Origin of the sequence: uncultured Clostridium sp., from assembly GCF_947072515.1 — a bacterium.
Classification (GTDB): domain Bacteria; phylum Bacillota; class Clostridia; order Clostridiales; family Clostridiaceae; genus Clostridium.
Map to the genome: position 1 here is coordinate 1 of NZ_CAMTIG010000068.1, position 14,830 is coordinate 14,830.

At 33.7% G+C, this 14,830-nt stretch carries 12 protein-coding genes and 1 other annotated feature; all 12 genes read right to left on the reverse strand.

Translation table 11 applies throughout. The features are described 5' to 3' along the window. Positions 1-208 precede the first annotated feature (208 nt). Positions 209-2,281 (reverse strand): elongation factor G, encoded by a 2,073-nt coding sequence (gene fusA, locus Q0W06_RS16770; protein ID WP_297638383.1) that lies wholly within the window; start codon positions 2,279-2,281, stop codon positions 209-211. A 74-nt stretch (positions 2,282-2,355) separates the two neighbouring features. After that, entirely contained in the window at positions 2,356-2,826 is a 471-nt protein-coding gene (gene rpsG, locus Q0W06_RS16775; RefSeq protein WP_297638385.1) for a 30S ribosomal protein S7, read from the reverse strand. Positions 2,827-2,981: 155 nt separating this feature from the next. After that, the gene (rpsL, locus tag Q0W06_RS16780) at positions 2,982-3,356 is read right to left on the reverse strand and encodes a 30S ribosomal protein S12 (RefSeq protein WP_297638387.1); all 375 of its coding nucleotides are present in this window, start codon (positions 3,354-3,356) and stop codon (positions 2,982-2,984) included. A gap of 273 nt (positions 3,357-3,629) precedes the next feature. Further along, on the reverse strand, positions 3,630-7,166 hold the full coding sequence (rpoC, locus tag Q0W06_RS16785) for a DNA-directed RNA polymerase subunit beta' (protein WP_297638388.1): 3,537 nt from the start codon (positions 7,164-7,166) through the stop codon (positions 3,630-3,632). 20 nt (positions 7,167-7,186) lie between these two features. Further along, positions 7,187-10,888: a DNA-directed RNA polymerase subunit beta gene (gene rpoB / locus Q0W06_RS16790; protein WP_297638390.1), complete on the reverse strand. Its 3,702-nt coding sequence runs from the start codon at positions 10,886-10,888 to the stop codon at positions 7,187-7,189. Positions 10,889-11,230: 342 nt separating this feature from the next. Further along, entirely contained in the window at positions 11,231-11,593 is a 363-nt protein-coding gene (gene rplL / locus Q0W06_RS16795; protein ID WP_297638393.1) for a 50S ribosomal protein L7/L12, read from the reverse strand. Positions 11,594-11,649: 56 nt separating this feature from the next. Next, positions 11,650-12,153 (reverse strand): 50S ribosomal protein L10, encoded by a 504-nt coding sequence (gene rplJ, locus Q0W06_RS16800; RefSeq protein ID WP_297638395.1) that lies wholly within the window; start codon positions 12,151-12,153, stop codon positions 11,650-11,652. A 34-nt stretch (positions 12,154-12,187) separates the two neighbouring features. Beyond that, positions 12,188-12,312, reverse strand: a sequence feature (ribosomal protein L10 leader region). Positions 12,313-12,355: 43 nt separating this feature from the next. After that, complete coding sequence (rplA, locus tag Q0W06_RS16805) at positions 12,356-13,045, reverse strand: 50S ribosomal protein L1 (protein WP_297638397.1); 690 nt, start codon at positions 13,043-13,045, stop codon at positions 12,356-12,358. A 53-nt stretch (positions 13,046-13,098) separates the two neighbouring features. After that, positions 13,099-13,524: a 50S ribosomal protein L11 gene (gene rplK, locus Q0W06_RS16810; protein WP_297638399.1), complete on the reverse strand. Its 426-nt coding sequence runs from the start codon at positions 13,522-13,524 to the stop codon at positions 13,099-13,101. A gap of 84 nt (positions 13,525-13,608) precedes the next feature. Further along, positions 13,609-14,142, reverse strand: coding sequence for a transcription termination/antitermination protein NusG (nusG, locus tag Q0W06_RS16815; protein ID WP_297638400.1), 534 nt, complete (start codon positions 14,140-14,142; stop codon positions 13,609-13,611). 19 nt (positions 14,143-14,161) lie between these two features. Then, positions 14,162-14,386, reverse strand: coding sequence for a preprotein translocase subunit SecE (secE, locus tag Q0W06_RS16820; RefSeq protein WP_297638402.1), 225 nt, complete (start codon positions 14,384-14,386; stop codon positions 14,162-14,164). A gap of 55 nt (positions 14,387-14,441) precedes the next feature. Then, positions 14,442-14,591, reverse strand: coding sequence for a 50S ribosomal protein L33 (gene rpmG / locus Q0W06_RS16825; RefSeq protein ID WP_297638405.1), 150 nt, complete (start codon positions 14,589-14,591; stop codon positions 14,442-14,444). Positions 14,592-14,830: the final 239 nt, after the last annotated feature.

A 14,830-nucleotide genomic window follows, 5' to 3' on the forward strand; every position in this document is an offset into this window, starting at 1 on the left:
AATAGTTCCAATATTTACGTGTGGTTTACTTCTTTCAAATTTTGCTTTTGACATTGTAAATTCCTCCCTTATGTCCTTTATTTAATAATATCTCAGTCATATTATAACTGATTACTTTAATATTATGAATAACTTATTTGAAATTCCTAATATTTTTTCCGAAGATGGTAATCTCATTACCATCTTCTATATTTTAAATAGTTTAAAACTATTTTTCTTTTTTACCAATTATATCTTCTTGGATGCTTCTTGGTACTTCTTCGTAGTGATCAAATTCCATTGAATAAGTTCCTCTACCTTGAGTTCTTGATCTTAAAGTTGTAGCATATCCGAACATTTCAGCTAATGGTACAAATGCTTTTATAACTTGTGCTCCACTTCTAGCTTCCATTCCTTCCATTCTACCTCTTCTTGAATTGATGTCACCAATAACATCTCCCATGTACTCTTCAGGTACAACTACTTCAACTTTCATTGAAGGTTCAAGTATTACTGGATCTGCTTTTTTCATAGCATTTTTGAATGCCATTGATCCAGCAATTTTGAATGCCATTTCTGATGAATCGACATCATGGTATGAACCGTCAAAACATCTTACTTTGAAGTTTATAGTTGGGTAACCAGCTATAACCCCACTTTCAGAAGCTTCTCTAATTCCGTTATCAACTGCAGGAACATATTCTCTTGGAATTGATCCTCCAACGATAGCATTTTCAAATACGTATTCTCCATCATGTGGAATCATTTCGATCCAACAGTGTCCGTATTGTCCTTTACCTCCTGATTGTCTTACGAACTTACCTTCAGCTTTAACAGCTGTTCTGATAGTTTCTTTGTAAGCAACTTGAGGTGCACCAACGTTACACTCAACTTTGAATTCTCTTTGAAGTCTGTCAACGATGATATCTAAGTGAAGTTCACCCATACCAGCGATGATTGTTTGACCTGTTTCTTGGTTAGTCCAAGTCTTGAATGTAGGATCTTCTTCAGCTAATTTAGCTAATGCTAATCCCATCTTTTCTTGCCCAGCTTTAGTTTTTGGCTCAATAGCAATTGAGATAACTGGTTCTGGGAATTCCATACTTTCAAGTATGATTGGTGCTGATTCAGCACATAAAGTATCTCCAGTAGTTGTATTCTTTAATCCAACGATAGCTCCTAAGTCACCAGCTCTTAATTCGCTGATTTCTTCTCTTGAGTTAGCGTGCATTTTAACAAGTCTACCAATTCTTTCTTTTTTACCTTTTGTTGAGTTAAGTACATATGTACCACTCTCCATAATTCCTGAGTAAACTCTAGTGAATGCTAATCTTCCAACAAATGGGTCAGTAGCTATTTTAAATGCTAAAGCCGACATTGGAGTTTCATCACTAGCTTCTCTTTCAAGAACTTCTTCTGGATTCTCAACAGCTACACCTTTAACCGCTGGAATATCTAAAGGTGATGGTAAGTAATCGATAACTAAATCAATCATTTCTTGAACACCTTTATTTTTGTATGATGAACCACAGATAACAGGAATTATTTCATTGTTTATAGTAGCTTTTCTTAAAGCAACTTTTAACTCTTCAACAGTTAATTCTTCTCCATCTAAGTATTTCATCATTAATTCTTCATCAGTTTCAGCAATAGCTTCAATCATGATGTTTCTGTATTCTTCAGCTTTATCTTTTAATTCAGCTGGGATTTCTCCTCTTTCGATGTCTTTTCCTAAGTCATCTTTATGAATTAAAGCGATATTTTCGATTAAGTCAATCATTCCAGTAAAATCTGATTCAGCTCCTATTGGAATTTGAATTGCGATTGCATTTGCTCTTAATCTATCTCTAACTGAATTAATACAATTATAGAAATCTGCTCCAGTAGCATCCATTTTATTTACATAAATAGCTCTTGGAACACCATAGTTGTCTGCCTGTCTCCAAACAGTTTCAGTTTGTGGTTCAACCCCACTTTTAGCATCTAGAACAGTGATAGCTGAATCTAGACATCTTAATGATCTTTCAACCTCAACTGTAAAATCTACGTGTCCTGGAGTATCAATGATATTGATAGCGTGACCTTTCCATTGACAGAAAGTAGCAGCTGAAGTAATTGTTATACCTCTCTCTTGCTCTTGTGCCATCCAGTCCATTTGTGAAGCACCATCATGTGTTTCACCTATTTTGTGTGTTCTACCTGTGTAGAATAATATACGCTCAGTAGTTGTTGTTTTACCAGCATCTATGTGAGCCATGATTCCTATATTACGAAACTTATCTAACGGAAATTCTCTTCCCACAATAATTCCTCCTCTCAACGAGTAATTTTATATTCGACAAAACTGTTTTGGCCAAAGCCAAAACAGTTTTGAAATTAGTATCTGTAGTGAGCGAATGCTTTGTTAGCTTCAGCCATTTTATGAGTGTCTTCTCTTTTCTTAACTGCAGCTCCTGTATTATTAGCAGCTTCTATTAATTCACCTGCTAATCTTTCACACATTAACTTTTCGCCTCTTTTTCTAGCAGCTAATAATAGCCATCTGATACCTAAAGTCTGTCTTCTTTCAGCTCTAACTTCTATTGGAACTTGGTAAGTAGCTCCACCTATTCTTCTTGCCTTTACTTCTAATAATGGCATTATATTGTTCATAGCTTCTTCGAATACCTCTAAAGCATCTTTACCAGTTTTTTCAGCCATAGCTTCAAAAGCTTGATAACAAATCTTTTGAGCTACTCCTCTTTTTCCGTCTAACATGATCCCGTTTATTAACTTAGTAACAACTTTTGAATTGTACACTGGATCAGGTAAAACATCTCTTTTTGCAATATGTCCTTTTCTTGGCACTTTTCTTCCCTCCTTAACAAATTAAATTTAAGTTCATTGGTACTCGGTAATTTTCATACCGTAAAGTGCTTCTCTCTACATCTATATAAACTAAATAAATATCCTTATAAAATCTATGTAAACGCCCCAGATAAGCACCACATTAGTTTAAGAACCTATTTCTTAGGTTTCTTAGCACCGTATTTTGATCTTCCTTGCATTCTGTTAGCAACACCTGCGCAATCTAGAGCTCCTCTAACTACGTGGTATCTAACCCCAGGAAGGTCTTTTACTCTTCCACCTCTTATAAGAACAACACTATGTTCTTGTAAGTTGTGACCTACACCACCAATGTATGCAGTAACTTCGAATCCATTTGTAAGTCTTACTCTAGCAACCTTTCTTAGGGCTGAGTTAGGCTTCTTTGGAGTAGATGTTTTAACTACTGTACATACTCCTCTTCTTTGTGGACAGTTTTTAAGAGCTGGTGAGTTTGATTTGCTTACAGCAACTTTTCTTCCTTTTCTTACTAATTGGCTTATAGTTGGCATTTTTTCACCTCCTGAATTTTATTTATCTATATATAAATATTAGATAAATCGAACTTAAATAGTCGCATTTCGACTATTTATCCAACTTTAAAACACGAAATGTGTCTACTTGAACTATAGTAGATTATACAATATATTAACTATAAAATCTACTTATTTTTTATTAATTATTTTGTAATTTTTTGCAAAATAATCATTTTTTAACGAGTTGTATGTTTAAAAACACACAACTCGTATTGTATCATTTAAAAAAACAGATGTCAATAAGTTAAATTATTCATTAATTAATGAAATTTCTTCTTCATTAACTTCTTCTTCAATATCTAATCTTACACCTCTGTATTTCATCAAACCAGTTCCTGCAGGAATTAGTTTTCCGATAATAACATTTTCTTTTAATCCTACTAATGGATCTATTTTTCCTTTGATTGCTGCTTCAGTAAGAACTCTTGTTGTTTCTTGGAATGAAGCTGCTGATAAGAAACTGTCAGTAGCAAGAGCTGCTTTAGTGATTCCAAGTAATACTTGGTCTCCCTTACCTGGTTCTCCACCAAACTCTTTTACTCTTTCATTTTCTTCCTTAAAATCATATATATCTATAGTAGTTCCTGGTAATAACTTAGTATCTCCAGAATCTGTTACTTTTATCTTTCTAGTCATTTGTTTAACAACAACTTCTAAGTGTTTATCGTTAATATCAACCCCTTGAAGTCTATAAACTTTTTGAACTTCTGCTAAAAGGTATCTTCTTGCTCCGTCAACACCTTTGATAGCCATGATATCATGTGGGTTAACCGAACCTTCAGTTATTTCATCTCCAGCTTCTACCATTTCATCGTTAGAAACTTTTATTCTTGAACCAAATGGAATATCGTAGCTTACTTCTTCTCCATTTGCTCCCATTACATGAACTGTTCTCTTCTTCTTAGTTTCCTCGATTCTAACAGTTCCATTTATTTCACTTACTATTGCAAGACCTTTTGGTTTTCTAGCTTCAAATAACTCTTCAACCCTTGGAAGACCTTGAGTGATATCTCCAGCAGAAGCAACTCCTCCTGTATGGAATGTTCTCATTGTAAGCTGTGTTCCTGGCTCTCCGATTGATTGTGCAGCTATTATACCAACAGCTTCTCCAATATTAATCTTTTGAGCAGTTGCCATATTCATACCATAACATTTTGAACATACTCCAATTTTACACTTACAAGTAAATGGTGATCTAATCTTAACTTTTTTGATACCAGTTTTAGTAATTTTTTCAGCTAATGGTTGATCCATATAAGTATCAAATGCTGCTATAACATCTCCAGTAATTGGATCAATTATATCTTCTGCTGTATATCTTCCAGTTAATCTTTCTTCTAATCCTTCAATAACTTCATTTCCTTCTTTAATTTCAGAAACTACTATACCGTTTGTGCTTCCGCAATCTTCTGATCTTACAATAACATCTTGTGAAACGTCAACAAGTCTTCTTGTTAAGTATCCCGAATCGGCAGTTTTAAGTGCAGTATCGGCATTCCCTTTTCTTGCTCCGTGAGTAGACATGAAGTATTCTAATACGTCAAGACCTTCTCTGAATGAAGCTCTGATTGGTAATTCAAGGATTTTACCTGATGGACTCGCCATAAGTCCTCTCATCCCAGCTAATTGCTTAATCTGAGATTTTGATCCTCTGGCTCCTGAATCAGCCATCATGAATATTGGATTGAATTTATCCAAACTATCCATAAGTACATTGGCAACATCTTCAGTAGTTTTAGTCCATTTTTCAATTACTCTTTCATATCTTTCTTCCTCTGATATGAATCCTCTTTTATACATTTTTTCTATTTTATCTACTGTTTCATCAGCTTCTTTTAATAGATCGTATTTTTCTGGAGGTACTATCATATCTGATGCAGCTACTGTAATAGCTCCAATTGATGAATAATGATATCCTAATGCTTTGATTTTATCAAGCATTATTGATGTTTTAGTTGCTCCATGTTTCATGTAGCATTTATTTATTAATGTCCCTAAAGATTTTTTAGTTATTAAGAAGTCTACTTCTAAATTAAACATTTCTTCAGGATTTTCTCTATCTACAAATCCTAAGTCTTGAGGAATAGATTCATTGAATATTAATTTACCAACAGTAGTCTTAATTATTCCTGATTTCATTTCCCCTTCTACTTCTCTATATAATCTTACGAATATATCAGCATGAATTTCTATAGCTTTAACTTGATAAGCCATAATTGCTTCATCTTTAGATGAGAAGTATTTTCCACTTCCTTCAGCACCTTCTTTTTCCATAGTGATGTAGTATGTTCCAAGAACCATATCCTGTGTAGGAACTGATACTGGCTTACCATCAGAAGGTTTCATTATATTTCCAGCTGCAAGCATTAAGAATCTAGCTTCTGCTTGAGCTTCAACTGATAAAGGTACGTGAACAGCCATTTGATCTCCATCAAAGTCAGCATTGTATGCTGTACATACTAATGGATGAAGTTTAATAGCTCTACCTTCTACTAAAACAGGTTGGAATGCTTGAATTCCAAGTCTGTGTAGAGTAGGGGCACGGTTAAGTAAAACTGGATGATCAGTAATTACTTCTTCTAATATATCCCAAACTTGTGGACTTACTCTTTCTACCATTCTTTTAGCACTTTTAATGTTATGTGCAACACCATCAGCAACTAATTTTTTCATAACAAATGGTTTAAATAACTCTAAAGCCATTTCTTTTGGTAATCCACATTGGTACATTTGTAATTCAGGCCCAACAACAATAACTGATCTTCCTGAATAGTCAACTCTCTTACCAAGTAAGTTTTGTCTAAATCTTCCTTGCTTACCTTTAAGCATATCTGAAAGAGACTTAAGTGGTCTATTTCCAGGACCAGTTACTGGTCTTCCTCTTCTACCGTTATCAATAAGAGCATCTACTGCTTCTTGAAGCATTCTCTTTTCATTTCTAACGATTATATCTGGTGCTCCTAAATCTAATAACTTTTTAAGTCTGTTATTTCTATTAATAACTCTTCTATATAAGTCATTTAAATCAGAAGTTGCAAATCTTCCTCCATCTAATTGAACCATTGGTCTTAAATCTGGTGGAATTACTGGTATTACATTTATAATCATCCATCTTGGATCATTACCAGAAGTTTTGAATGATTCGATTACTTCTAATCTTCTAATTATTCTTACCTTCTTTTGACCAGTACTTTGCTTTAATTCTTCTTTTAATTCTTTAGATTGTGCTTCTAAGTTTATTTCACCTAGTAACTCTTGGATAGCTTCTGCTCCCATTCCAGCTACAAAGCTTTCTTCACCATATTTATCGATTGCTTCTCTGAATTCTTTTTCATTAAGAAGTTGTTTCTTTAATAATGGTGTTTCTTTTGGATCTATAACTACATATGAAGCAAAATAAAGTATTTTTTCTAAAGATCTTGGTGACATATCAAGAATTAATCCCATTCTTGATGGAATTCCTTTAAAGTACCAAATATGAGATACTGGGGCAGCAAGTTCTATATGCCCCATTCTCTCTCTTCTTACTTTAGCTTTTGTAACTTCAACACCACATCTGTCACAAACTATTCCTTTATATCTTACTCTCTTATATTTACCACAATGACATTCCCAGTCTTTTATTGGTCCAAAAATTCTTTCACAGAATAAACCATCTCTTTCTGGTTTTAATGTTCTGTAGTTAATTGTTTCTGGTTTTTTAACTTCTCCTCTTGACCATGCTCTGATCTGTTCTGGAGATGCTAAACCTATTTGTATTGCATCAAAATTATTTAATTCAAACAAGGGTAAGCCTCCCTTCAAAATTAGTGTTCATCATTAAAATCATCAAGTTCTAGATTCTCATCTAGATCTTCAAGTTGGAATCCATCAAACTCTTCTTCTTCGACTTCTTCCTCTGAAGTATAACTATCATCTGTATTTGCTACAGTTTCTCCAGGAACTAATTCTTCTGTTCCATCAATATTTACTTCTAAATCTTCTGATTCTTCCTCAGCTGACTCTTTTAACTTAACTTCCTCATTGTCGTCATTTAAAACTTTAATATCTAAACAAAGTGCCTGTAATTCCTTAATAAGAACCTTAAATGATTCTGGAACTCCTGGTTCAGGTATATTTTCACCCTTAACTATTGCTTCGTAAGTTTTAACTCTTCCTACAACGTCATCAGATTTAACAGTTAAAATTTCTTGTAATGTGTGAGCTGCACCATATGCTTCTAATGCCCAAACTTCCATCTCCCCGAATCTTTGACCACCAAATTGAGCTTTTCCTCCAAGTGGTTGTTGAGTTACTAGTGAGTATGGACCAGTTGATCTTGCGTGAATCTTATCGTCTACTAAGTGAGCAAGTTTTAAGATATACATTATACCAACTGTTACTTCATTATCAAATGCTTCTCCTGTTCTTCCATCGTATAGAACAGTTTTTCCATGTGCATTATATCCTGCTTTTTCTAAACATTCTTCGATATCACTTTCTGTAGCTCCATCAAATACAGGAGTAGCAATATGCCATCCTAATTGACTTGCAGCCCATCCTAAGTGAACTTCTAATACCTGACCTATATTCATACGTGATGGAACCCCTAATGGGTTTAAGCAGATTTGAAGTGGTCTACCATCTGGTAAGAATGGCATATCTTCTTCTGGAAGAACTCTTGAAATAACCCCTTTGTTACCGTGACGTCCTGCCATCTTATCCCCAACAGAGATTTTTCTCTTTTGAGCGATGTAACATCTAACTAACTCGTTAACTCCTGGATTTAATTCATCACCATTTTCTCTAGTAAATACTTTAATATCTACTATGATACCAGCTTCTCCATGAGGTACTCTTAATGAAGTATCTCTAACTTCTCTAGCTTTTTCACCAAATATAGCTCTTAATAATCTTTCTTCTGCTGTTAATTCAGTCTCACCTTTTGGAGTTACTTTACCAACTAAGATGTCTCCTGATCTAACTTCAGCACCGATTCTGATAATTCCTCTTTCATCGATGTCTTTTAAAGCATCTTCACTTACATTAGGAATATCCCTTGTTATTTCTTCAGGTCCTAATTTAGTGTCTCTAGCTTCACATTCGTATTCTTCTATATGAATAGATGTAAATACATCTTCTCTAACTAATTCTTCTGAAATAAGCATCGCATCTTCATAGTTATAACCTTCCCAAGTTATGAATCCCATTCTAATGTTTTTACCTAATGCTATTTCTCCTAGATCTGTTGATGGTCCATCTGCAAGAACTTGATTTTTAAATACCATTTCTCCAACAGCAACTAAAGGTCTTTGATTAATACAAGTTCCTTGGTTACTTCTTTTAAACTTTAATAGTTTATAAGCATCAGTTCCGCCATCAGCATCTCTTTTAACTCTTATTTCACTAGCACTTACATAAGTTACTACCCCAGCATTTTTTGCTTTTGGTAATACCCCTGAATCTGCTGCTGCTCTGTATTCTATTCCTGTTCCAACTATTGGAGCTTGTGGCTTTAATAGTGGTACTGCTTGACGTTGCATGTTTGATCCCATTAGGGCTCTTGTGGCATCATCATTTTCTAAGAATGGAATCATAGCTGTTGCTACAGATACGATTTGTCTAGGTGAAACGTCCATTAAATCTACTTCTGAAGATGGAACAATCATTACATCTTCAAGATATCTAACTGTTATCTTATCATGTAAGAAATACCCATTTTCATCCATTGGCTCATTTGCCTGAGCTACTAGATATTGATCTTCTTCATCAGCAGTGAAATATCTAATTTCATCAGTTGCTCTTTTATCAGCTTTATCAATTATTCTATATGGAGTTTCAATAAATCCATATTCATTAACTCTAGCATAAGTAGCTAGTGAGTTGATTAATCCTATATTTGGTCCTTCTGGAGTCTCGATTGGACACATTCTTCCATAATGTGAATGGTGAACGTCTCTAACTTCGAATCCGGCTCTTTCTCTTGAAAGTCCTCCAGGTCCTAATGCAGATAATCTTCTCTTATGAGTTAATTCTGATAATGGATTTGTTTGATCCATGAATTGTGATAATTGAGAACTACCAAAGAATTCTTTAATAGCTGCTGCAACTGGTCTTATATTTATAAGCATTTGTGGAGTTATTGCTTCTTGGTCTTGAATAGTCATTCTCTCTTTAACTACTCTTTCCATTCTTGATAAACCAATTCTAAATTGATTTTGTAATAATTCTCCAACTGATCTTAATCTTCTGTTTCCTAAATGATCTATATCATCTACATATCCAATACCATAAGCTAATCCTAATTCATAACTAATAGTTGAGAATATATCATCCTTAATTATGTGTTTTGGTATTAATTTATTGATATTTTTCTTTATTTCATCTTTAATACTTTCTTCATCACTGAAGTTATCTAAGATTTCTTTTAAAGTTGGATAATGAACTAATTCCTTTATGTTTAAATCACTTAGATCAAAAGAAATATGTTTAGTAATATCAACGAAATGGTTACCTATAACTTTGATAATTTTATCTTCAATTAAAATATCAACTGTATTTATACCTGCATTTTGTATTTCTGAAGCCATTTCTCTTGTTATTTTTTGTCCTTGTTCTACCATTATCTCACCAGTAGATGGATTGATAACATCAGTAGCTGCTACTTGATTTGCTAATCTTAAGTTAATAGCAAGTTTTTTATTGAACTTGTATCTACCTACTCTTGAAAGGTCATATCTCTTAGCATCAAAGAATAAAGAATCAATTAATGACATAGCGCTATCCACAGTTGGTGGTTCACCTGGTCTTAATCTCTTATAGATTTCTAAAAGAGCTTCTTCTGTAGTCTTTGTATTATCTTTTTCGATACTTGCTTGGAATCTTTCTTCCTCACCAAAGTATTCTAATAATTCTTGATCACTTCCTATACCCATAGCTCTAGCTAAAATACTTATTGGAAGTTTTCTTGTTTTGTCAATTCTAACATATATAATATCATTAGAATCTGTTTCATACTCTAACCATGCACCTCTGTTTGGAATAACAGTAGCTGAGAATAATTTCTTACCGTGTTTATCACGATTCAGGCTATAGTATACACCTGGAGATCTAACTAATTGGCTTACTATAACTCTTTCAGCCCCATTAATTATAAATGTTCCTTGTTCAGTCATTAATGGGAAATCTCCCATAAACACTTCTTGTTCCTTGATTTCTCCAGTTTCAGTATTAGTAAGTCTTACTGATACTTTTAATGGTGCAGCATAAGTAGAATCTCTCTCCTTACACTCTTCCACTGAATATTTAATATTATCCATATCAAGTTTGTAATCTACAAACTCAAGTACAAGATTCCCTGTAAAGTTTCCGATAGGATTAATGTCATCAAATACTTCGTGAAGACCTTCCCTTAAAAACCATTCATATGAATCTAATTGTACTTCTATAAGATTTGGCATATCCGCAGCGGCTTTAACTTTACCAAAACTCATTCTTGTTCTTTTTCCAGATTGGACAGGATGTACCATGAATTTTCACCCCTTGTATAAACTAAAATAACCAAAAGCATAATTCCCCTAAGGACCTTAGCTTTCGGACAGCATCTTTTTTAGTATAGCCATTAAAATCCTTTGCTATACTTATTCAAACTAAATATACTTCTCCATTATGAATAGTACATTATACGATAGTATCATATCGTTCTTTTCTTGTCAACAGTTTACATATATTTTTTATTGTATATATAAAATTTTATTTATAAATAAAACTATATAAATTATCCATATTAAATTAGGGATATTTTATATAGTTCCTTTTGAAAATAAAAAGGTGCTTTTACAAGCACCTTTATGAAGTTATCTAAAGTAAAATTATTTTACTTCTACTTCTGCTCCAACTTCAGCTAATTTAGCTTTCATTTCTTCAGCTTCATCTTTAGATACAGCTTCTTTTAATGTTTTAGGAGCTCCATCTACGATTTCTTTAGCTTCTTTTAATCCTAATCCAGTTATTTCTCTAACAACTTTGATTACTTTGATTTTGCTAGCTCCAGCGTTAGCTAAAACTACGTCAAATTCAGTTTTTTCTTCAGCAGCTCCACCAGCTACTGCTCCTGCTACTGCTACTGGTGCAGCAGCGCTTACTCCAAATTCCTCTTCGCAAGCTGTTACTAATTCGTTTAAATCTAAAACGCTCATTTCTTTTATTGCTTGAATTATATCTTCTCTTGTCATTTTAATTGCACCTCCAAAATTTTTCAAAAACTAACTATTTTATAGTTAAGTTATAATTATTCAGCTGATTCAGCTTCTTTTTTCTCTTTTATTGCATTTAATAAGTATGCAAGGTTTGATAATGGAGCCTTGATACTTCCAAGAAGTTTCGCAATAAGAACTTCTTTTGATGGTATTGAAGCGATTTTTACGATCATTTCTTTATCGTAAACAACTTTATCAACTATACCAGCTTTTAACTCAATTTTCTTGTGATCTTTAGCAAAATCATTTAAGATTCTTGCTGGAGCTGTAGCATCTTCATATCCGAATGCTATTGATACAGGTCCTTCAAGATGTGAAACTACATCTCCTAGTCCTAACTCTTCAGCAGCTCTTGCTACTAATTTGTTTTTATATACCTTGTATTCTATGCCAGCTTCTCTTAAGTTCTTTCTTAGTTGAGTATCTTCTTCAACTGTAAGACCTTGGTAATCAGCTAAAACAACACCTTGAGCTTTTTCTAATTTCTCTTTAATTTCAGCAACTTTTGCTGCTTTTAATTCTCTGCTCTTGTTCAATGTGTGTCCACCTCCTCACAGTATTAACTGCTTTTTTCGTATTAAAAAAGATCTTCCCGTAGACTGAGGAAGATCTTGAAATCCAAATCACCCTCGGCAGGTTGATTTACGTTACACCTTTACGGCACCCACGGTCTACGGAATATTTTTAACTTTTCACAACGTATTAGATTATATCACTTATTTTAAAATAAGTCAACTACTATTCTATTACTTTTCCTGGATTTATTTTTGCTCCAGGTCCCATTGTGCTTGAAATACTTACTGATTTAATGTATTGCCCTTTAGCTGCAGCTGGTTTAGCTTTAACTATAGCATCCATTAAAGTAGTGTAGTTTTCTTTTAAGTTTCCAGCTCCAAATGATTTTTTACCAATTGGACAGTGAATTATAGCAGTTTTATCAACTCTATATTCAACTTTACCAGCTTTGATATCAGCAATTGCTTTAGAAACATCAAATGTTACTGTTCCTGATTTAGGGTTTGGCATTAATCCTTTAGGTCCTAAAACTCTACCAATTCTACCAACTACACCCATCATATCTGGAGTAGCAACTACTACATCATATTCAAACCAGTTTTCTGATTGGATCTTTTGAACTAATTCCTCAGCTCCAACGAAATCTGCACCAGCTTCTTGAGCTTCTTTAGCTTTGTCTCCTTTAGCGAAAACTAAAACTCTAACTGTTTTACCTGTTCCGTGTGGTAAAACTACTGCACCTCTAACTTGTTGGTCAGCGTGTCTTGGATCTACCCCAAGTCTCACGTGTAATTCGATTGTTTCATCGAAGTTAGCTTTTGCAGTTTTAACAGCAAGATCTAACGCTTCTGTTACATTATATAAAGCACTTTTATCAATTAATTTTGCACTTTCAACATATTTCTTTCCCATAATAAGCCTCCTTTGTGGTATTAGCGGTTCTTACCTCCCACTATTTTTGTGAATTACTCTTCAATAGTTACTCCCATACTTCTTGCAGTTCCAGCGATCATTCTCATAGCGCTTTCTACACTAGCTGCATTTAAGTCTGGCATTTTCATTTCTGCGATCTTTCTTACTTGATCTTTAGTTAACTTACCAACTTTAGTTTTGTTTGGCACTCCTGATCCGCTTTCAAGTCCTAATTCTTTTTTGATTAGAACTGCAGCTGGAGGAGTCTTTAAGATAAAGCTAAAAGATCTATCTTGATATACAGTAATTACTACTGGTATTATTAATCCAGCTTTATCAGCAGTCTTTGCGTTGAACTCCTTACAGAATCCCATGATGTTAACACCGTGTTGTCCTAATGCTGGTCCAACTGGTGGTGCTGGAGTTGCCTTTCCTGCAGCAAGTTGAAGTTTGATCATTCCAGTTACTTTCTTAGCCATGTTTTTATTCCTCCTATACTGTGGTAAACGGGCTTTTGCCCTCCCACTTACTTAAAACATTAGTCTTAATAGACTAAAATTAAATTAAACTAATTTTTCTACTTGGTTAAAATCTAGTTCAGCAAGAGTTTCTCTGCCAAACATATCAACTGAAGCTTTAATTTTAAGCTTCTCAAGATTGATTTCTTGAATAGTTCCAACAAAGTCTCTCAGTGGTCCTGAGATAACCTTTATGCTTTCACCAACTTCAAGATCTGTTTCTCTAGGTAGTTCTACCACTCCCATAGATTCAATCTCTATTTCAGTAAGAGGCACTGGTTTAGAACCAGGTCCTACGAATCCTGTTACACCTCTTGTATTTCTAACAACATACCATGATTCGTCTGTCATTAGCATTTTTACTATTACGTATCCAGGAAACTTCTTCTTATAGCTAACCTTAGGATTACCATCTTTATCCTTCTTTTCCTCATCGATAACTTCTTCCATAGGAATTTGTATATCTTGTATAAGGTGTTGAAGATTTCTATTTTCAATAGTTTTCTCAATATTAGCTTTAACTTTATTTTCATAACCAGAATACGTATGTACTACGTACCATCTTGCTATTTCACTCATATTAATCGGTAAACCTCCTTTATTTCAGTTTCAAAACTACTTGGAAGAGGTTTTGAAAAATATAGTCAAATCCACCTACTAATACAACGTATATAATAGTGAATCCTAGAACAGCAATTAATGCTTTTTTAGTTTCTTCTCTAGAAGGCCAAACAATTCTTTTGAATTCGTTCTTTACTCCCTTTAAGAAACCCATTAATCCTCCTTTTTTAGAAGGAGCATCTTTTACTTTATTACCAGTCATAATTTTTTTCACATCCTTAATCTTATTTAAGTCTGTGTCTGCTTAAAATCGCTAATTACTTAGTTTCTCTATGAAGAGTGTGCTTTTTACAGAATTTGCAATATTTTTGCATTTCAATTCTATCTGGGTTGTTTTTCTTGTTCTTCATTGAGCTATAGTTTCTTTGTTTACACTCTGTGCATGCTAAAGTTATTTTTACTCTCACGATGTGCACCTCCAGTTTGATATATATTCTAAGAGACGTATTGTCCTCTTACTGTCTTTTTATTTGTAATAATTGAATTACTTTCCCACATTATCACAAATTTCAAAAACTGTCAATGTTCTATTCTTTTTAAAGGACTAGGATTTTGTAATACCTAGCCCATTTATGCAAATTTAGAAATTATGCTAAAACTTTAGTAACAACTCCTGAACCTACAGTTCTTCCACCTTCTCTGATAG